Here is a 21,196-nt window from a genome sequence, read left to right as displayed (position 1 = left end):
ATTGGTAAAACCGCTAATTTGCTTTTATTTAGTTCGTAGTATTTATCTTTGTAACATCCCATTAAAAATATTTCTACCGATATCTTTTGTCAAAAACAAAAACAAAACCTTTTTCTTTGGGAATTTGCATAAAAGGGGAAGAGTTTTTTATAAGATATCGAAGCTGCAAATTTGTAAAACCGCTAATTTGCCTTTGCTTATTTCGCGATATTTATCCTTGTGTTATCCCATTTAAATATTTCTACCAATACCTTTTGTTAAAAACTAAAGGCCCAACACCTTTTTCTTCGGGGAATTTGCATAAAAGGGGAAGAGTTTTTATGAGATAGCTAAGTTGCAAATTAGTAAAATCGCTAATTTGCTTTTATTTAGTTCATGGTATTTATCCTTGTAACATTCATTATTCAAAATATATCCACTAATATTTTTTACCAAACACCTTAGAACCAGAAAGTAAAATCCAAAACCTTCTTCTTTGGAAATTTGCATAAAAGGGGAAGAGTTTTTTTATAAGATAGCAAAATTGTTAATTTGTAAAACTGCTAATTTGCTTTTACTCATTTCTTAGTATTTATCTTTGTAACATCCCATTTTAAAATATTTCTAACAATATCTTAAACCAAAAACCAAAAACCAAAAACCAAAAAACAAAAACCAAAAGCCTAGCCTATTTTTTCGGAAGTTTAAAAAAGAAACTGGTTCCGATATTAACCTTCGATTCAATCCACATAGTACCTTTATTTTTCTTTATCATTTCTTTACAAAGATTAAGGCCTAATCCCGTTCCTTTTTCGTTTTCTGTTCCGTAAGTAATGCCGAATTGTGTTTTCTTAGATAGGATAACATCTATAATTTCTTGGGAGATACCAACGCCATTATCTCTAATTTCCACCTCCCAGAATTCACTATTTTCCTTAGCAAAAATCATGATCTTTCCGTCTTGAGGTGTAAACTTTATGGCGTTACTAATTAGATTTCTAAAAACTAAGTTTATTTGGTCTTCATCAATAAAAGCCTTAGCGCTATAAGGGATATTATTAGTAATTACTATATTTTTCTTATTAGCAAGTTCCTTTAATAGTAAGATGCTATTATTTGCAATTAATTGTAAATTATTTAGCGAAGGCCTCGAAACCGTTCCCTTCATTTGCGCTTGTCCCCAAACTAATAAGTTATTTAAAGTAAAAGAGATGCTTTTAACTTGCTCACTAAGTTTAGGAGCGAATTGCATAAAATCTTTTGGGCTTATTTGATTGTCTTTTAATAAATCGATTAAGGAGTTTAGAGAGCCTATTGGAGCTCTTAAATCGTGAGCTATGATAGAGAAAAACTTATTCTTAGTTTCGTTGAGTTCCTGTAGCTCTAACTCCCTTTTTTTGAGATCGTGATTCTTATTTGCTAATAACCCATTAAGTTTACGCTCTACTTTTCTGCTTCGCTGTGTAAAAAATAAAACAGTCAGTAGTATAAGAACTCCGCCTGTAGATAAATACATGAACAGACGTTGCTTATTGTGCTGCTTTTGGTTTTCTAGTCTCAATTTATTCTCCATGGAGATAAAAGACATTTGCGCCTCGTGTGCAGCTACACTTTTTGTGTTTTTATGATTAAAAATGCTATCGTTATAATTTTTAAACTGCTCATGATATTCCAACGCAGTTTTATAATCGAGCATTTTTTTATGAACTAGAGAGAGTGTTTGGGAGCACTCTTTTATATCTTCAAAAGAATTCAGCTCTTTTGCAGAGACTAATCCTTCTTCAGCATACATTTTTGCAAGATCATATTCTTGCATTTCACAGTAGGTATTGGCAATACTATTTAATAGCGAAATCTTCTCTCTTTTATCTTCTACTGTTTCATATAAAGACAGCGACTCCATGAAGATATCTAGAGCCTCTTCGTATTTGTTTACCTGAACAAATAATTGTCCTTTTACCTTCAAGGCATAAGCTAACCAGTCTTTATAATCTAATTCTATAAAAGTAGGGATAGATTTATCGATATTTTCTATTCCCTTTTCAAATTCATCAGTTAATAATTGAAAGCTAGCAATATTACTTAGTGTTTGTGCTTGAGATAACTTGCTGTCTACTTTTATATTTATTTCTTGCGCCTTATGAAGAAATTCTAGAGCCTTTATATATTCTCGTTGTAATCCATAGGTAAGACCTATATTTTCATATAATAAACTTAAATATAGAAGCTCATCTTTTGTTTTTTTAGTCTTTATTTCAGCAATACTAATCCCTTTTAAGCTCGATTCAACAGAGTTTTTTATGTCTCCAGCATATTCATAAAAAGTAGCAAGATTACTATAGCAAATCAAGATTATTTTAAGATCGTTGAATACTAATGCTTTTTCTAATCCCTTTTGAGCATATTCAATCCCTTTCTTATAATTCCCAATTTCACTTTCATAAAACCCAAGGTTGATAAGAGATTCTATTTCCCCATATTCATATTTTATAGATTGCGAAAGTTTTAAACTTATATCTGCATAATGTTTTATAGTATCATTATTTACATAATAGTTACTAAGAACATACCTATTTAGCAGGTTTATATAAGAAGTGTCTTTTTTCTTTTGGGGAGGTAATTCATTAAGAACCGCTATTTTATCACGTAAGCTATCCATCTTTCGCTCTTGGCAAAAGCTATGTGTGCTTATAAATAAACAAAGTGATATAAGTAGTGGTGTATACTTCATTCAGGGGCTTGTTACAGCTTCAAATTTAACATAAAAAATAATTACTTTCATTATCTAGCGGTTAAATGAATCTTGAAAATGTAACAAGCCACACCAAATATTTTACAATCAGTTGTAAATTCTAATTGCCAAGCTTAAGTATTGTATAAACTTAGTTTAGCTTTTCTTACTGATTGATGTTTTTTATTTTTTTGAGCTTAGCTTTCCATAGTTCAAGATCTTCATGGTGCTTATCGATATTTTTCATCACCTCTTTTACAATCGGATTACTTTCATCAGCATTTATAAACTGTAAATTGTTTTCTAATTGTCGAATCTCAGCTTTTTCCTCATCGATTTTTCTACGGATAAATATACGCTCATTATTAATCAATGAATCGTTATCTGCATTGGCTAATTGATCTAACTTATTACCATATTTTATAAGCTCAGCTTTCTTCTTATCAAGATCCAATTTCTTAAATAGTGCATCTAAGATTTTATTGAATTTAACCTCAATACTCTTTTTGCTATGTGGAATACGACCAATAGCTTTCCAATCTGCGATATATACTTTTATCTGCTCTAGATCTTTCTCTTTATCACCAGATAACTGATATTCTTTTAAGTCATCCAAAAATACTTTCTTCTTCTCAAAAGCTTCAAGTTCTTCTTTAAAATGCTCATTTTTCTTAGCGTGAAGCTTATCGAAGTAGTGGTTACAAGCTGCTTTAAACTCATTCCAAATCTTATCAGAATATTTTCTAGGAACATGACCAATATTCTTCCAATCGCTTTGAATCTTTTTCATGATAGGAGTAGTTTTATCCCAATCATCATTATCTTTTAAAGATTCCGCCAATTTAACAAGTGCCATCTTCTTATCAAGATTTTCTTGCTGATCCTTTTTTAGATTTTTATAATATGAATTCTTATTTCGATTGAATTTCCTAACAGTTTCTTTAAAATCAGCCCAAGTCTGCTCGTTAACTTTATAAGGAACTCTCCCCGCATTAAAGAAGTCTTCACGTAGTTTTTCTACTTCTTTAATAAGTTTTTGCCAACCACTATGGCTATTTGCAGGTTGCTTGGTAATAGCATCGATTTTTTTAATAATATCTTGCTTTACCAATAAATTGGCTTCGTGAATGCTATCTTGATTTTTAAAGTACTCTTGTCTCTTTTGGTGAATTACTTTTGTGGCAGCACTAAAACGATTCCAAATATCATCACGGTGCTCTCTATCAACAGGTCCTAAATCTTCCTTCCAGATTTTGTGTAGCAGCTGTAATTCTCTAAACGCCTTATTTACATCGCCCATTTCGGATAACGATTCCGCTTGCGCAATAATTTTTTCTTTCTCCTCTAAATTATGTTTAAAATCAAGGTCTCGAAGGTCTCTGTTTAGGTCTAAGAAATCATAAAATATCTCAACATGATGATGATAAGTACGCCAAACGTCATTGTAACTCACACGAGGAATCGGTCCAGCATTTCTCCATCTTTCTTGTAATTCTTTGAAATGTTTATAGGTATCGTTTATATTTTCCTCAACATTAATAAGGCCTTTCAGTTCCTCTATAATTTCTTGTCGATTTTCTAAATTAGATTGTAAGCGGTGTTCTAGATTCTTATAATATTGATTTTTCTTCTCTTTATATTCACCATAGAGGTCATTAAAAGCCTTTTTAGTAGTAGAAGTATAGTTAAAATCTATTTCGTTGCCACCTTCTTGTAAGAAATCTTCCTTTTTTTGCTCTAAAAGCTCTTGGAATTTTAAATCGAATTCCGATTTTATATTGTCTACATGGCTTTTTATAGCCTGTACTTTTTCTTTGTTTACTAACTTTTCAAGTTCCACCACCAAAGCATCCATACTCATGGCATGGTAGTCTAGCATTGGTATTTCATGACGATCTTTATGTCCTTCATCCTCAGCATCTTCAGCATTCGATTCGTCTATTTCATTCTGTGGATCATCTTCATTCTTCGCCTCGGAAGTCGAATTTATTTCCTTTTCTTCCGTAGGAACCTCCTTAGTCTCTTCTTGGTTTTCAACTTTTGGAGTTTCGTTATTCTTTTCACTTCCGTCTGCATCGGGCTGCAGGTTATCATTTTTTTCTTCTAACATTTTGTAAATGTATAAGGTTCGTTAATACTTTCGAACTGAAAGATACTAACAAGTAACAAATTAGCCAAGTGTTTTTCTTTGGAACTCTTAAATAATTAGATTTTTAATGCCTTGAATATGTAGTATTTGGGCATAACCGTTTATTTTTTCAAAATATACGGTCGGGCTTTCACTACTCGCTTTACAACAGAAAAGTTGTAAGAGCTCAAACAAAAGCTCAATCCCTTATGCGTAATTAGTTTGTAAGATTAATAGCGTTTAGTAGATAGTTTTGATGCTCAGTTCCAATATTTGTATTTTACCTAAAGCCTAAAGCCTAAAGCCTAGCATTATTATTTCTCTTGCCATATCTCCCAAGCTTTTTCTGCTTGTAGCTCGAGCATTTTACTTCCATTTACAGCTTTAGCACCATTTGCTTCTGCATGTTTCATAAAAGCAGTTTTTGGAGGGTTATAAATGAGATCGAAAACCAAATGGTTTTCTGTTAGAAATTCATAGGGAATAGCTGGCTTATGATCTACTTTAGGAAATGTACCTACGGGAGAGCAGTTTACAATTACATGATATTCTTGCATGACTTCTTTGGTAAGCATCTCGTAGCTATACTTATCTTCAGAAGCAGAACGAGAAACATATTTGTATTCTAATCCTAAATCTATTAAAGCATGTTTCACAGCTTTAGATGCGCCACCTGTTCCTAAAATAAGTGCTTTCTTATGCGTAGGTTTAATGTGCGGTTCTATAGATTTTTGGAAACCATAAATATCCGTGTTATAGCCTTTAAGACCATTTTCTGTTACTTTTACAGTATTTACAGCGCCGATTTCTTCAGCTTTTGGATCTATTTCAGTTAAAAAAGGAATAATAGCTTCTTTATAAGGAATAGTAATATTAAAGCCAACAATCTCTTTATCATTACTTAAAACATCTTTTATCTCTTCTACATTTTGAAGATCGAAATTAACGTAGGAGTGATTAGTGAGACCTAGCTTTTCAAATTTTTTGGTGAAATATCCACTAGAAAAAGAATAAGAGATGTCCTTTCCTAATAGTCCGAAGTGCTTGTTCATTTTTTTAGACTTTTTTGCCCATACCAGTCCAATCCTAAGACAATTAAAACACCTAAAATAATAAATCCGAATGCATATATTGTTTCAGGGTCTTTAAGGTTTGGTATAAAGCGTTGGTAGTTAACAATAATTTTCTCTCCAGCAGAATCTTTCATGATCTCTCCGAATTCGTCTAACCTATAGATGGTTTCTTTCCATGGCCATACAACTCCTAAAGAACCAGTTATAAAACCAAGAATAATAGCGGTAGCAATATTTTTGTAGCGTTTTAAAATAAAACTTAGAAGATGGGAGAGTGTGACCAATCCTGTTACAGATCCAAGAGTAAAAACGGCTAATATTTTAAGCATTTCGATGCGCTCGGGATTATCCATAAAGCTAAAATCACCTCCAAATATTTCAGCAAAAGTATCATAAAGAGCATTTACGGAGTCTACTAATAGAAGTACGTAATTACCGAGTAATATTAAAATAAACGAGCCTGATAATCCTGGTAAAGTCATTCCAGAAACGCTAATAATTCCGCAGAAAAAAACAAAAAATAGATTCTCATTTTGTTTAGCAGGATTAAGGAAACTAATAGAAACACCAATGGCTATCCCGATGATGCATCCTATAATTGTTTTACGGTTCCAATGATGAAAATCTTTGGCTATATAGTGTATCGATCCTAAGATCATTCCAAAAAAAGCAGACCATACATAGAGCTCTTCTTTGGCAATAAAATAATCTAGAATTTTAGAAATACTAAAGTAGCTAACGAGCATTCCTAAGAGCAGAAGACTCAAAAACCGACCGTTAATATATGTGTAAAAACTTTTAAACCTTCCGTTAAGGAGTAATTTTAAAGCCTTTAAATTTACCTTTTGAAGGGAGTAAATAAATTCTTCATAAAAGCCAGCAACAAAAGCGACAACACCACCAGAAACACCAGGAACCTTATTGGCGGCACCCATTGCTAATCCCTTGATAAAAAGGAAAAACTTATCGAGAAGTGTACGTGTTGGCTGTTGCATTCTTATTTTTTTACAGTAGCAATCTTTTCTAGAAGGAAGATGGTTAAAAATCCGATGATTCCCAAAATTATAGCCCATAATAATTGTGGATCGCCATCATAATTAAACGGACTCGTACTTTTGGTTATCGTTACAACTTTATCACCAAATTTCTGTATTTCAGTAACTTCTTTCCATGGCCATATTTTATTTAAAGATCCTAAAATAAAACCAGTAAGGATAGCTAAAGTAACATTTTTATAGTTTGTAAAAAGGTATTTAAGAAGTTTGGAGAAACTTAGTAATCCAAAAATAGCTCCCAGACCAACAATTGCTATTGTTTTAAAATCTAAAGTGTCTACAGCTTCTAAAATTCGTCCATATGCGCCTAGTAGAACTAATATAAAGGCTCCAGAAATTCCTGGTAAAATCATTGCACATATCGCAAGAGCACCAGAGAAAAATAAATATAAAGCGCCTCCATTTTCATGCATAGGAGGGAGGGTTGTAATGTAATAAGCAACTCCAGCTCCGATGATAAAAGAGATAATAGCTTGAGGATTCCATTTTGTGATCTGTTTACCAACAAAAAAGATGCTGGCAACTACCAATCCAAAGAAAAATGACCATAATAGAATAGGGTGGAACTCTAAAAGCCATTTTATTAATTTAGCAAGCGATAATACACTGATGGCAATACCTGCGAAAAGAGCAATTAGAAAATTTCCATTTATATGATCCCATGCTTTTTTAAAGCCTTCCTTTTTAAGGATTTTAAGTGTTTCGAGACTTATATTATTTATGGAAGTTATTAATTCTTCATAGATTCCAGAAATAAAAGCAATAGTACCTCCAGAAACACCAGGCACAACATCTGCTGCTCCCATGGCGATTCCTTTAAGTGTAATAATAAAATAATCTAAAATTGATCTTTGCATATTTTGTTCTTATTCGAACAAAAATAGCAATTTTATAGCGATGCGTTTTTAAAACTGTGGATTATATTTTTCACAGTTTTTCGGTTGTAAACGGCAGGGAATAATATCTCCATAGTATCATGCTCTTCAAAGTTATGTTTTAAAGCATTTTTTAAATGAAAAGTTCCTTTTAAAGCATCAGATGAGAGGTAATACATTCCTGCTAAACGATACTCTAAATCTGCATGTTCTGGATAAAATTCTAGTGCTTGTAATAAAGTTCGGATGGCACTGTCATATTCTCCAAGTTTATGTAAAATATCTGACCATGAAATCCATGTTTGCAGTTCATAGTTACCTAATTCTACTGTTTTTTTGTAGGCAAGATCTGCTTCTTCATAAAAATGAAGCAACTCATTGATTTTAGCATTTCGCTTCCAATACATTACATTTTCACTATCAATATTAATGGCTTTATTGATGTAATAAAGAGCTTTTTGATAGTTCCCTTGTTTGTAATAGAAATCGGTTATTGCAATCCAGCCTTTATCTAAAAGTGGATCTTCATGAACGGTTCTATAAAAGAATTTTTTTGCCAAATCGAAATTACCAAGTTTATCATGGCATTTTCCAATTCTCAAATATGCATATGAGGTAGGGTCATCTAGCCCTAATGTGATTTCATAATTTTCAATAGCCTCATTGTAGCGTCTTAGGCGTTCTAAAACACGTCCTTTCTCAAGGTAAGCTCCAATAAAAGTATCGTCAGAATAAATAGCAAAATCAAAACTTGAGAGTGCCTCTTTGTACATTTTCTTACTTACAAATTGTTTTCCTAATTGGTGCCATGCTACTTCACAATATGGATTCTGATCTAAATATGAGTTTAGAAAAGTAATCGCCCCATCGAAATCTTCTAAGAAATCGAAACAATAAATTACATTGTATAGCGCAGCATAATCCTCATAATCTTCATTTAAACAATTTATAAAAGCATCTTTTGCAGACTCATAATCGTCTAGAAATAAATATTCCATTCCTAATAGCGAATAGATATCGGCATTATCTTCAGTCATTGACAAAGCTTCATGAAGAAGCTCAATTGCCTTTTGATGATTATCTTGTTTTGAATATATGTTAGCTTTTTGAATAAAGATTTCTTCATTTGAAGACTCTATAGCTTCAATTTCATTTAGAATAATCTCTGCGGCATCAAAACGATCTTCAAATACAAGAATTTCAACATAAAGTAGTTTTAATTCTGTAGATGTAGGATGTTGTTGTAAGCCTATTTGAATGGCTTTTTTAGCCAATGCAACTTTTCCAGAGTCTAAATAATGATGAGTTATCTCTTGGAAGTCTTCAGAATCAAAGAAATAAACATCATTTGTTTTTAACATTGATTCAAACTTTGCTAACGGTGGGTCTTGATCTTCGTGAGCACTAAATGGCATAAGCGATGCGTTTTTAGATTTCTACATTAATAAAATTAGGGTTTGAAGCGTTATGTTCGAATCAAAAACCTTATTGTTATTAACAAATTAGTTAACATTTTGGCTATTCCACTCATTTAGAAGTCCTAAAATGGTGGTGCAACCTTCTTCAATTTCTTCATTTGAAATGGTTAGTGGTGGTGTAATCCGTATAGCTTTCGACTCGAATAATAACCAAAAAAGGATAAGTCCTCTTTTCATTCCTTCAAGTACTAAGAAGTTTGTTAATTCTTCATTTTCTACGATTACAGCAAGCATTAAGCCTTTTCCTCTAATCTCTTTAATCAAAGGATGTACCAAAAGTGTTCGGAAGAGTTTTTCTTTTTCAAGGGTTTGAGGGATTAAGGTTGAATTTGTTAATTCTTTCAATGTAGCAAGTGCAGCAGCAGCAATTACAGGATGACCACCAAATGTAGTAATATGTCCCATTTTAGGAGCATCCTTTAATAATGCCATCATGTCATACGACGCAGTAAATGCTCCAATAGGCATTCCTCCAGCCATTCCTTTTCCCATAACGAGAATATCAGGAATTATACTGTAGTTCATAAAACCAAAGAGCTTTCCTGTGCGTCCAAAACCAGGCTGTATTTCATCAAGAATAAGTAAAGCGCCAACATCTTCACAACGTTGTTTTACCTTCTTTAAATAATCATTTTTAGGTTCTATAAAACCAGCGCCTCCTTGGATGGTTTCTAATAATACGGCAGCTGTTTTATGCGTTATTTTTTGAAGATCTGCTTCGCTATTAAATGTTATAAATTTAATGCCAGGGAGTAATGGTCTGTAGGCTTGTTTTCGTTCTTCAAAACCCATTAAGCTCATAGAACCTTGGGTGTTTCCGTGGTATGCGTGTTTTGCACCAATTATTTCTCCTCTTCCTGTTGCTCTTTTGGCGAGTTTCATGGCGCCTTCAATCGCTTCGGTTCCTGAGTTTACAAGATATGTAGTGCTTAAAGAATCTGGTAATTGTTCAGCTAATAGTTTTGAAACATCTACAGCTGGTTTTTGTACATATTCCCCATATACCATTACGTGCATGTAGGAAGCAGCTTGTTCTTGAACTGCTTTTACAATCGTTGGATTGCTATGCCCTAAAGTGTTTGCAGAGACTCCAGCAACAAAATCTAAATAGGTGTTTCCTTTGGTGTCGTATATGTACGATCCATTGGCATGAGAAACTTCAACACTTAATGGTGTTGGTCCAGTTTGTGCTTGATATTTTAAGAAATCTTCTGTCATTTAGAACTTTCTTCAGCCTTTTCTTTAGAAGGTGATTTTTTAGGGAGTGTTGCCTTTTTATTCGACTTAGTCGGAGCTTTAGTGGGCTGATCGTCTCCTTCTTTTTCTTCAATTTTATTTTCGGCTTCTCCTGTGATCTCTTCTGGCGCTAGGTTTGGATTGTCTATATCTATAGGATTGTTAACTCCATTTATAACAGGAAGTACGATATTATTATCTTCTTCACTGAATAAATCATCAGGAGTATGCATAATCTCATCGCCACGCCAATAGAATCCCCTAAATTTACGTCCATTTACTGGTAATTCACTATCAGGAAAGATATCACCTTCAACATTAATAAACGATGTGGTGTTATCAACTTCATTATTTAACATGACCATTTGTATAAGTCCGCAAACTCGTTTATCGATTCCCACAAATTCATCATCATCATCCCATAAATAATATATGAGCTCTGCATTTTTTACAATGTCAACAATTTTTAATTCATTCTCTTCAAATAAACCGTAGAGATATTTTCCTTTTATCTGATTATATCCTTGCTTAAGAGAATCCTTAAATTTTATTCCGCTGAGAGAATCTTTTTGGATTATAAAAGCATTGTCCCAAACTTTAAGGGAATCTAATTTTTCAGTTTTTACATTGGAAATAATATTAATAGTATCCCCAGTCATTTGTGTCTCTCCATTCCATAAAACTGGTCGGAAAGCAGAATATTTATTTTCAGGAGTTCCGAGTGGAATTTTAGAAATTAGCTGTGTAATTCCCGTTTTTTCATCGGTGTGGATGGAATCACATTTTCCGCTTAAATCAGTTTTAAAGAATCTAGCGTCTTTAAATCCTCTTACAACACGTTCGTCTTCTTTCCCAGTAACCATCAATGTATCCGCATGGATGTACATAGAGTCTTTCTCGAATAAGCTTATTGCTAATGCTTTTTTAGTTACGAGAACAGAATCTTTGGCTTTGTATATTTCAGCATAATGACCACGTAAAACGCCGTCATTTACAGTGTCTATAACTTTTATGTTATTAGTAGCAGAAGCGAATTCTGTAGCTTTGTTAAAAAACAGGCTGTCACCATAAATAATACGATCACTGTAATCTATACGTGTATTTTTAACGCCATATCCATTTTCTTCAACAGTATTATAATATCCACGCTCGCAGTACATTTTATAATCCTCACCAATTACAGTAGAAGGCCCATACATATAGGCGTGCTTTGTATTGGTGTAATAATCCATACGTGCCGAATTAATTATGTAATCTGGATTGGTTATTTTGACGTCATTTTTAAACTCATATTTGTCAATTTCCATATAATAACGTCCCTTGATACTTGTTAGGACATTCGCGCTGTCTTTTACAGTTCCAAAATTCTCATAAAAAGCCTCTTGCGTATTTCTGTCAAACTCTAATTCTTCCGTATTGAGGGTCATTGTATTATTACGGAGTACTACATTTTCTTTAGCAATCGCTATTTTTGTAGTTCCATCGTAATCAACATATTCACTATTCATTTTAATGGAATCTCCCTGCTGAAAGAAAACATTTCCGTAGGCCTTAATTTTGTTATCTTTCTTGTAGTAAATAGCTAAATCACACCAAAGATCAATCCCTTGATGTTCAAATTGTACTTGTTCTGAGTCCTTGCTAAAAATAGAAGCCCCAGGATATTTTTCTTCGTCTTTATTGAAGTCCCCACCATGAACAATGGTTATTTCCTTTTTTTCTTGTGCAGAAAGTACTGCCGTAAAGCAGCAAAGGAGTATGCATATGTATGTTTGTATTCGAGTCAACCGCTTATAATTTTGCTTCAAAAATAAAGTTTTTTCAGTTAGATAGCGGATAGTTATGAAGAATTTATAAAACATAAACGGAGATAGTGTTTATGTTCTATATTATAAAACCAAATGAACTTGTTAAAGCTGCATTATATAGCGTATAACTACATACATCCTTAACAAGTTCATTTGAATTTTATTGATCTATCTGTTGATAGTTTGAGTTCTATCTGGTCCCACAGAAACTACAGTAATTGGTACATTAAGTTCTTTCTCCAAGAAATCTATGTATCCATTTAAAGCAGCAGGGAAATCATCTTTACTATTAATTTTAGTAAGATCTTTATCCCAACCATCTATTTCTGTATATATAGGGGTTACATTTTCAGCCTCTATATTGTATGGTAGGTGTTTAATAGTTTCCCCTCTATAGTTATAAGCAGTACAGATTTTAAGTTTTTTAAATCCACTTAAAACATCTGCTTTCATCATAATAAGTTGTGTAACACCACTTACTTGAACAGCATAACGTAAGGCTACTAAATCTAACCAACCACAACGTCTTTTTCTACCTGTAGTAGCTCCAAATTCATTTCCAACACGCCCCATAGTCTCTCCATCTTCATCAAAAAGTTCCGTTGGGAATGGACCGCTACCAACACGAGTTGTATACGCTTTAAAAATTCCGTAAACGTCACCAATTTTATTTGGAGCGACTCCTAATCCAGTACAAGCACCTGCTGCAGTAGTATTAGAAGAAGTTACAAATGGGTATGTTCCGAAGTCAATATCTAATAATGATCCTTGAGCACCTTCTGCCAAAATAGTTTTCTTGTTTTCTTGTGCTTGGTGGATGTATTCTTCACTATCTATAAAAGTTAGAGATTTTAAAACCTTCACTGCAGCAAAGAATTCAGCTTCTAACTCTGCAAGGTTATATTGAATACTTACATCATGGAAATTAATCATGGCCTCATGTTTATCAGCCAAAGTTCTATATTTATCTTTCCAATCTTCAAGTTCTAAATCTCCAACGCGAATACCGTTTCTACCAGTTTTGTCCATGTAAGTAGGACCAATTCCTTTTAAAGTAGAACCGATTTTAGCTTTTCCTTTTGAAGCTTCTGATGCTGCATCCAACAATCTGTGCGTTGGAAGGATAAGATGTGCTTTTCTAGAAATTAAAAGTTTAGATTTAATATCAAGATTAAATTTCTCTAAATTTTCTAGTTCTTTCTGAAATATTACTGGGTCTATAACAATTCCATTTCCTACAACATTTACAGCATTGTCATGAAAAATTCCAGAAGGAATGGTATGCAATACGTGTTTTATGCCATCAAATTCTAGGGTGTGACCTGCATTAGGCCCCCCTTGAAAACGTGCAATAATATCATAATCTTTGGTGAGTACATCAACGATTTTACCTTTTCCCTCGTCTCCCCATTGTAATCCTAGTAGTAAGTCTACTGCCATTTTTTGTAAATAAAGTTATTAGCTTTTGTCATTTTTAGTACCATAAAAGTACAGCGAATGATTCTGAATTTTTATATCGAAAACCTCTTCGATTGTTTTCTTAATGTTTTGAATGCGTGGATCGCAAAACTCCATAACCTCTCCAGTATCTGTTAAGATTACATGGTCGTGTTGCTTATCAAAATACGACTTCTCATAATGAGCTTGGTTTTGCCCAAACTGATGTTTTCTAACCAAACCAGAGTCTAGTAGAAGTTCTATCGTATTATATAATGTTGCCCGACTTACTCGATAGTTCTTATTTTTCATTTTGATATAAAGAGATTCTATATCGAAATGTTCAGTACTATCATAAATTTCTTGGAGTATAGCATATCGTTCAGGAGTTTTCCTGTGTTTGTGTTCTTCCAAAAATTTGGTAAACACATTTTTAACGATTTCTTGATTTTTTTCGTTCGCCATAATCAAATCTACGAATTAGGATACAAATGTAATGTTTAAACACGAATTATGCATTAGAAAATCCATTCTCTATTAAAACTAGTTTAAAAAAGCTGGTTTCTATAATGAGGTATAACGACCCTTTTCTAAAGGAAATTATAGGCGTTTTACTTTATCTATACCGTGAATTTTCTTTAAGTTTTCTAACAATTTTTTTAGAATGGTTTTATTTTTAACTTCAACAGTAATTTTTCCTGAAAAAACACCGCCTTCTGTCTCGAAGTTGATATTCTTCATGTTTACATGCATATTGTTAGATATAACCTTTGTTACATTACTCACCAATCCTAAATTATCAATTCCATCTAATTTTATGGTAGCTGTAAATTCCTGTTGCGTAGAATCTATCCATTTTGCTGATATAATACGATACGCATAATTTGATTGTAGCGTAATTGCATTAGGGCAATTCTTTTTATGCACTTTAATTCCTTCATTTACAGTTATAAATCCAAAAACGTCATCTCCAGGAATAGGGTTGCAGCAAGCTGAAAATTTATAATCTAATTTCTCTTCTTCTTTTCCAAAAACGAGCTGATCATAATTGGTCGTTATCTCCTCTTTATTGATTTCTTCTGAAGAAGTGTTTTTACGCATCTTATTTTTGAAGAAATTGATAAACGTATTGCTACGAGAAGAAACAAAGTCTTTTAGCATTTGGTTGTCAATGGTGCTAATCCCGACACGATAAAATAAATCTAAGCTTGTTTTAAGTTTAAAGTAAACAACAAGTTCATTTATAATATTCTCATTTAAGGTAATCTTAAGGTGCTTTAACTTACGGCGTAAGATTTCTTTACCTTCTTCTGCAATTTGTTTTTTCTCATCTTTTAGAGAAGACTTTATTTTCGCTCTTGCTCTTGCTGTAGTAGCATAATCTAACCAGTTGGCATTTGGTTTAGAGCTTTCAGAAGTAATAATCTCTACCTGATCTCCACTTTTTATCGTTCTACTTAACGGAACCAATTTACCGTTAATTTTAGCACCTCTTGTTTTTAGACCAACTTCTGTATGGATACTAAAAGCAAAATCTAGGGGAGTGGATCCCTTAGGAAGCGATTTTAATTCTCCTTTTGGTGTGAACACAAAAATCTCTCTCGAATAGAGGTTCAGCTTAAACTCTTCTACGAAATCTACGGCATTTCCATCAGCATTTTCTAGGGCTTCTTGGAGTTTATTTAACCATATTTCTATTCCTTGCTCTTTTTGGTTTCCGTGTTTATATTTAAAGTGAGCAGCATACCCTTTTTCTGCAATTTCATGCATTCGCTCACTTCGTATTTGAACTTCTACCCAACGTCCTTTTGGTCCAATTACAGTAATATGCAAGGCCTCGTAACCTGTAGTTTTAGGAGAGGAAATCCAATCTCGTAAACGTGTAGGGTTCGGTCTAAAGTGATCTGTAACGATAGAATAAATTTTCCAAGCTAAGAATTTTTCATTTTCACGATCACTTTTATAGATAATTCTAATAGCAAATTTATCGTATACTTCATCAAAACTCACATTCTGAGCTTTCATCTTTCTTCGAATGGAAAAAATAGATTTCGGTCTTCCTTTAATAGAATAATTAAGACCTTCTACATCTAAACTTTCCTTTATAACATTGCTAAAAGACTCAATATACTCTTCCTGATCTTCTTTTGATTCTTCCATTTTCCCCAAAATATCATTGTAGACATTTGGTTCAGTATATTTAAGACCAAGATCTTCGAGTTCCGTTTTAATATTATAGAGTCCAATTCTATGTGCCAGCGGAGCATAAATATAAAGTGTTTCCGAAGCGATTTTCACCTGCTTATGTGCTGCCATAGAATCCATGGTTTGCATATTGTGCAAACGATCGGCTATTTTTATAAGGATTACTCGGACATCATCATTTAAGGTAAGGAGCATTTTTCTAAAATTCTCCGCTTGGAGCGAAATATCCTGCTCAGAAGTCATTTGGGATATTTTTGTAAGCCCATCTACAATTCGGGCTACAGTTTCACCAAATAAACGTTCCATATCCTCTAATGTATACGAGGTATCTTCTACAACATCATGTAATAAAGCTGCAGCAATGGCAGTAGCATCCAGCCCAATTTGCTGCGCTACAATTTTAGCAACCGCAATGGGATGAAAAATATAAGCTTCTCCACTTTTTCTACGCTGATCTTTATGGGCATCTACAGCCGTATCAAAAGCTAAACGGATGAGTTTCTTATCTTCATCTGTAAGCGTTTGATAACTTATACGAAGCAATTCTTTGTATTGCCTTGCAATTTGCTTGTTCTCCTTTTCTACTTCAAGTACCGTCATAGATTAAAAATAACATAAACTTTATTATTTAACAACAATATTTATGCCTTTACAGGTAGAAAAATCAATAATATTTTAATTTTTTTTACTGAAGCAGTTTTTTGCTGATAAAAGTATAGATAGGAAATAATCTATTTTCTTAAATTTTTTAGTCTTTGGAGTAACGTTGGGTGTGAATAATGTACGTAAACATAGGCAGGGTGCGGGGTAAGGTTGCTCAAGCTGTTTTTAGAAAGCTTCTTTAAAGAGGTTACTAGTGGTTCTCCTGCATACGTTTCTTTTGCAAAATCGTCGGCTTGATATTCGAATTTCCTTGAAAACAGATTCATAATAAGTCCTGTTACTTCTGAAATAGGACTGTAAAGAATACCGAAAGCGATGAGTCCAGCATGAAAACTTGGCTGATTTACCCCGATAGCAAGCGATAATTCTGGAATGTTTATAAATAAAGAAAGTATGAATAGCGTAATTCCTGTAAGTACTATGGAAGCTATGATATTAAATACAATGTGCTTTTTCTTATAATGGCCAACTTCATGAGCTAGTACAGCCACAATTTCCTCTTCTTCTAAATCGTTAACCAATGTGTCAAAAAGGGTGATTCTTTTTTGTTTTCCGAAGCCAGAAAAATAAGCATTTGCTTTTGTAGAACGCTTAGAACCATCGATTACAAAAATGTTATCTAATTGAAAGCCGACTTTAGCAGCGTAGTTTTCAATTTTTGTTTTAAGACTTCCGTCTTCTAAAGGAGTTTGCTTGTTAAAAAGCGGAACGATTATTTTACTGTAAAACATATTTATAAAAACGGTAAATACTGCAACCATAATCCATGCATAAATCCAGAAATTAGCACCCGAGATTTGGTAGAACCAAATGATAAGTGATAAAATACCGCCTCCTAAAACAATCATCATCAACCAACCTTTTATTTTGTCTAGGAAGAAGGTTTTCTTTGAAGTTTTATTAAAATCAAATTTTTCTTCAATGATAAAAGTGTGGTAATATGAAAATGGAGTGGTAATAATATCACTTGCAAAAGTTATTATTCCGAAGAAAACTAAAGCAATTATAATTTCATTACTACTGATGCTTCTCGCAATATTATCAACATATTCAAATCCGTCAAAAAAGAAAAATCCAAGCGTTAAGCACAATGAAAACAATCCGCTTATATTCGAGAATTTATGATTTGTTTTTTTATAAGCCTGTGACTTTTTGTATTCTTCTTTGTCGTATACATCTGTTAATTCTTCTGGAATCGGATTGTCAAAATTCTTGGCATTTAAAGTATCCAATATAGAATCGACAATAAAATCGATAATTAGAATAGCAATGATAATGTAAAAGATAGCCTGTGGACTCATAAATTTTTTTGTGCAAGATACTAGTATGTTTCATATAATAAAACAACCTTTTGAGATAGCTCAAAAGGTTGTTTAAGGTCATTTAATGATTACTGTAATTAGTAAATATATTATTTAGTTAACTCTGCATTGCAGCAATGCTATTTTTTACTCGAGTTCTAATATCACTTAATTTTTCATCTATTAATAGTGCTCCATCTCTAAATACTTCTCTTAATTCTCCTTTTTTCTCTTCTTCCCAGCTCACTTGATCGTTTAATTTATAGATTCCATCTTCAAGAGTTATTTTAAGGAGGCCCTTTGCAGATTTTTTAGTTCCATCATCTGTAATAGGATCTTTGTAGATTTCTCTTCCTTCTCCATCAACCTCGCCGTATGTAGCTTTCATAGCGAACCCAAAAGTATCTCTGGTATTATATTGGTATGTAAAAGATCCAATCCCAAGGACAACATTTGTAGACGCAAATCCTTTAGCCTTTAATTGTTTACAGATTTCATTAGCTCTTTCTAAAGTAATGCTGTCTCCATAAATAGCTCCAATATGGCTGTCTAACTCTTTATACCCTTTGTCATTAGTTTTTCCTCCAAAAATATCCCAAAGCAGTTCTATAACTCCTTTTTTCTCTTCTGAAGTTTTTCCTTCAGGATTCCCACAAATAATCTTAACGGGATCACCGCTATCAGGTCTAATAACTACTTTTCCATCTCTGGATAATACCTGTTCTTTTAAGTTGGGAAGGTATTCTGTAAGTACTTTCCATAAATCCCAAGTATCAGAAACTATAGAAACAATTCCTTTAGGATATGTTTCTGTGATTAGGCGTTCAAAAGTATCTTGTTCTCCAGTATTTGTGCCCATGCACATTACGGAGTGTTCTGTAGCGGCTACAGATCCTCCTACCAATTCTTTATCGGAATCGGCATTGTAATAAGTTTCTAGAAAATCTATAGTTGGAATCGTATCTGTACCAGTAAAACTCAATAAGTGACCAGCGGAACTCATTAATGCAGCTTCTAAACCAGCCATTCCTCTCATAGAAAAATCATGACCTTGCCAATCTACAAGCTCTGGAGTAGAAGATGTTTCCGCTGCATATTTATCAAGTATAATTCTATATTGCTTAGCAATTGTAGCAGAATTACAAGGTAACCAAACAGTTGTAGATAGAAGTGTTTCGAAATAATTAGTAAGCCAAAAGAATTCTGGGAGCGTGTTATACATTGTAAACATGGGAACTCTAATAGGTACAGAAACTCCTTCCGGAAGTGCTTTAAAAACCATTGGGATATACCCAAGATCATGCAATGCCTTAATATGATCAATTCCAACAGAGTTTTCTCCTAAATAATTGTTTATTCTTCGGCTATACCTTTTGCAAACTTCATCTTTAGGCTGGTTGAAGAAATTATTTTTAAAATCTTCAATGATATATCTTTTTATGAAATATTGTAATCCAAAAAATACAACATCTTCAACGCCTTCAATTCTACTTTTTCTAGGAGTCCAGTTTGAATAAACCAGCGTTGTTTTTTCTGGATATTGTCTTCTGTGATCAATTTTATAACCGTCTGTATATAATAAAGTATTCATAGTTTTTATTTTAAAAGTTGAGAAATATTAATTTGGATAGCATTGTCTTTGTCACTTATAGTTCTAAAAGAGTCTGTAGTATAAATTGTATCAAAGGTTTTATTTAGAGTTTCAAAACCTTTACTGAATATCCCATGACTAACCGCTAAATGGAGTTTACCAGCGTTTTTTGCTTTCAGTTCTTTAGCTAGACCTAAAAAGGTGCCACCGCCGTCACAAATATCATCTACAATTAAGCAATCCTTTCCCTTTAAATCTTCATGGTAAACCTTAAATCCAGAAAGATTACCTGTTTTTACATCTCTAGATTTAGAGCATTCTATAACTTCAAAATCTTGCAAATAAGCAGCGACTTTATAAATCTTTTTTAGGGCTCCCCCATCTGGAGAAATAAGTAGAACGTCTTTTGGCAAACTCTTCGTTATTGTTTCAATAAATTTATAATTGTTTAATGCTTCACAATTATTTAAAAGAGCAGGAGTAACCTCAGAATGAGGATCAAAAACAGTAACCTTATTAAGTTTTAAGTTATTTATTAGCTCAGCATAAACTTTTACAGTAAGTGGTTCTCCAGAAACCATTAATCGATCTTGGCGAGCAGCAGGGAAATAAGGTATAAATAGGTTTATTTTTTTTATTCCCATATTTCTTAATGCATTTGCAGCAATTAAGATAAGTCCGACGTCATTAAAAGATGTTATTCTTTGAGTTATGTTAATCTCTTGATTTGGTGTTATTTCAGAAGTAATTTTTATATGTGGCTCACCTCCTGCATAGGTGAAGCTGTTGTATTGTACTTCATTTTCTGTTCCGTAAGGGGTAAACCCTTTGTCTAAATTTAATATCATATTGCGTAATATTTACACAAATATAAGTTTTTATCTGAAGAGTAAAAATTATTTAGTGTATTTTTTACGCAAACTTAATTTCAAAGTGAAATCCTTTGCTTTCCAGTTCCTTATATTTATTTTGATTGAACTTGTATAGCTTTGCAGGACGACCGCTAGCTGGCTTGTGTATTTTATCCGTTTCTTCGAGAAAACCGAAACTCATAATTTTCTTTCTAAAATTTCTCCTATCAATTTTTTTATCGAGTATTGTCTGATAGAGGTTTTCTAGGTCTGAAAATGGAAACTCTTTGCTTAAGAGCTCAAAACCAATAGGCTGATAATTTATTTTATTCTTTAAACGCTCTTTTCCAACTTTTAAAATAGCGCAGTGATCGTAGGCAAGAGGAGGTATTTCATTAATTGAAAACCATTTTACATCTTTTGCATCACTGGCAGCTTTTATTTTATAATTATTAGGGTTTATAAGAGCCATATATGAAATAGAAATTACTCTCCCTCTAGGATCTCTCTCTAAGGCTCCAAAAGTATAGAGCTGCTCTAAGTAATTAGCATTTATACCAGTTTCTTCTTCGAGCTCTCTCACAACGGCCTTATCAAGAGTTTCGTTGTCTTTAACAAAACCACCAGGTAACCCCCATTTATCTTTTTCCGATCCATACTTTTGTTGGATAAGCAAAATCTTAAGGCTGTTATCTGTGTATCCAAAAACCACAGCGTCTACTGCAACTTTTATATTTTGAGTAATATCCATTTTTGTGTTGATTATACACAAATGTAAGAAACTA

At 33.0% G+C, this 21,196-nt stretch carries 15 protein-coding genes; all 15 read right to left on the bottom strand.

The window, feature by feature from the left end; genetic code table 11:
• Nucleotides 1–667 precede the first annotated feature (667 nt).
• Nucleotides 668–2,710: a tetratricopeptide repeat-containing sensor histidine kinase gene (locus JM658_RS08580; RefSeq protein WP_236958847.1), complete on the bottom strand. Its 2,043-nt coding sequence runs from the start codon at nucleotides 2,708–2,710 to the stop codon at nucleotides 668–670.
• Between the two features lie 166 nt (nucleotides 2,711–2,876).
• Nucleotides 2,877–4,820: a DUF349 domain-containing protein gene (locus JM658_RS08575; RefSeq protein ID WP_236958846.1), complete on the bottom strand. Its 1,944-nt coding sequence runs from the start codon at nucleotides 4,818–4,820 to the stop codon at nucleotides 2,877–2,879.
• Nucleotides 4,821–5,152: 332 nt separating this feature from the next.
• Complete coding sequence (locus tag JM658_RS08570; protein ID WP_236958845.1) at nucleotides 5,153–5,890, bottom strand: shikimate dehydrogenase family protein; 738 nt, start codon at nucleotides 5,888–5,890, stop codon at nucleotides 5,153–5,155.
• Nucleotides 5,887–6,906 (bottom strand): DUF368 domain-containing protein, encoded by a 1,020-nt coding sequence (locus JM658_RS08565; RefSeq protein WP_236958844.1) that lies wholly within the window; start codon nucleotides 6,904–6,906, stop codon nucleotides 5,887–5,889. Before JM658_RS08565 ends, JM658_RS08570 begins: the two co-directional genes overlap by 4 nt.
• 2 nt (nucleotides 6,907–6,908) lie before the next feature.
• Complete coding sequence (locus JM658_RS08560; protein ID WP_236958843.1) at nucleotides 6,909–7,823, bottom strand: DUF368 domain-containing protein; 915 nt, start codon at nucleotides 7,821–7,823, stop codon at nucleotides 6,909–6,911.
• Nucleotides 7,824–7,855: 32 nt separating this feature from the next.
• Nucleotides 7,856–9,256 carry a tetratricopeptide repeat protein gene (locus JM658_RS08555; protein ID WP_236958842.1) on the bottom strand — a complete coding sequence of 467 codons (1,401 nt, stop codon included), beginning with the start codon at nucleotides 9,254–9,256 and terminating at the stop codon, nucleotides 7,856–7,858.
• Between the two features lie 87 nt (nucleotides 9,257–9,343).
• Nucleotides 9,344–10,537, bottom strand: a complete 1,194-nt coding sequence (locus JM658_RS08550; RefSeq protein ID WP_236958841.1) for an aspartate aminotransferase family protein — start codon at nucleotides 10,535–10,537, stop codon at nucleotides 9,344–9,346.
• Nucleotides 10,534–12,342, bottom strand: coding sequence for an OstA-like protein (locus tag JM658_RS08545; RefSeq protein WP_236958840.1), 1,809 nt, complete (start codon nucleotides 12,340–12,342; stop codon nucleotides 10,534–10,536). The genes JM658_RS08550 and JM658_RS08545 overlap by 4 nt, the downstream gene beginning before the upstream one ends.
• A gap of 189 nt (nucleotides 12,343–12,531) precedes the next feature.
• A complete protein-coding gene (locus JM658_RS08540; protein ID WP_236958839.1) occupies nucleotides 12,532–13,803 on the bottom strand; it encodes an adenylosuccinate synthase in 1,272 nt (423 codons plus the stop codon).
• Between the two features lie 18 nt (nucleotides 13,804–13,821).
• Nucleotides 13,822–14,265, bottom strand: a complete 444-nt coding sequence (locus JM658_RS08535) for a Fur family transcriptional regulator (protein ID WP_236958838.1) — start codon at nucleotides 14,263–14,265, stop codon at nucleotides 13,822–13,824.
• A gap of 135 nt (nucleotides 14,266–14,400) precedes the next feature.
• Nucleotides 14,401–16,605 carry a RelA/SpoT family protein gene (locus tag JM658_RS08530; protein ID WP_236958837.1) on the bottom strand — a complete coding sequence of 735 codons (2,205 nt, stop codon included), beginning with the start codon at nucleotides 16,603–16,605 and terminating at the stop codon, nucleotides 14,401–14,403.
• A gap of 131 nt (nucleotides 16,606–16,736) precedes the next feature.
• Entirely contained in the window at nucleotides 16,737–17,969 is a 1,233-nt protein-coding gene (locus JM658_RS08525) for a M48 family metallopeptidase (protein WP_236958836.1), read from the bottom strand.
• A gap of 118 nt (nucleotides 17,970–18,087) precedes the next feature.
• Nucleotides 18,088–19,560, bottom strand: a complete 1,473-nt coding sequence (locus JM658_RS08520; RefSeq protein ID WP_236958835.1) for a nicotinate phosphoribosyltransferase — start codon at nucleotides 19,558–19,560, stop codon at nucleotides 18,088–18,090.
• 5 nt (nucleotides 19,561–19,565) lie between these two features.
• Complete coding sequence (gene prs / locus JM658_RS08515) at nucleotides 19,566–20,408, bottom strand: ribose-phosphate diphosphokinase (protein ID WP_236958834.1); 843 nt, start codon at nucleotides 20,406–20,408, stop codon at nucleotides 19,566–19,568.
• Between the two features lie 64 nt (nucleotides 20,409–20,472).
• Nucleotides 20,473–21,162, bottom strand: a complete 690-nt coding sequence (locus JM658_RS08510) for an NUDIX hydrolase (RefSeq protein ID WP_236958833.1) — start codon at nucleotides 21,160–21,162, stop codon at nucleotides 20,473–20,475.
• Between the last annotated feature and the right edge of the window lie 34 nt (nucleotides 21,163–21,196).

The sequence above is a fragment of the Joostella atrarenae genome (genome assembly GCF_021764745.1).
Classification (GTDB): domain Bacteria; phylum Bacteroidota; class Bacteroidia; order Flavobacteriales; family Flavobacteriaceae; genus Galbibacter; species Galbibacter atrarenae.
This window is presented reverse-complemented; position numbering and strand designations above follow the sequence as displayed.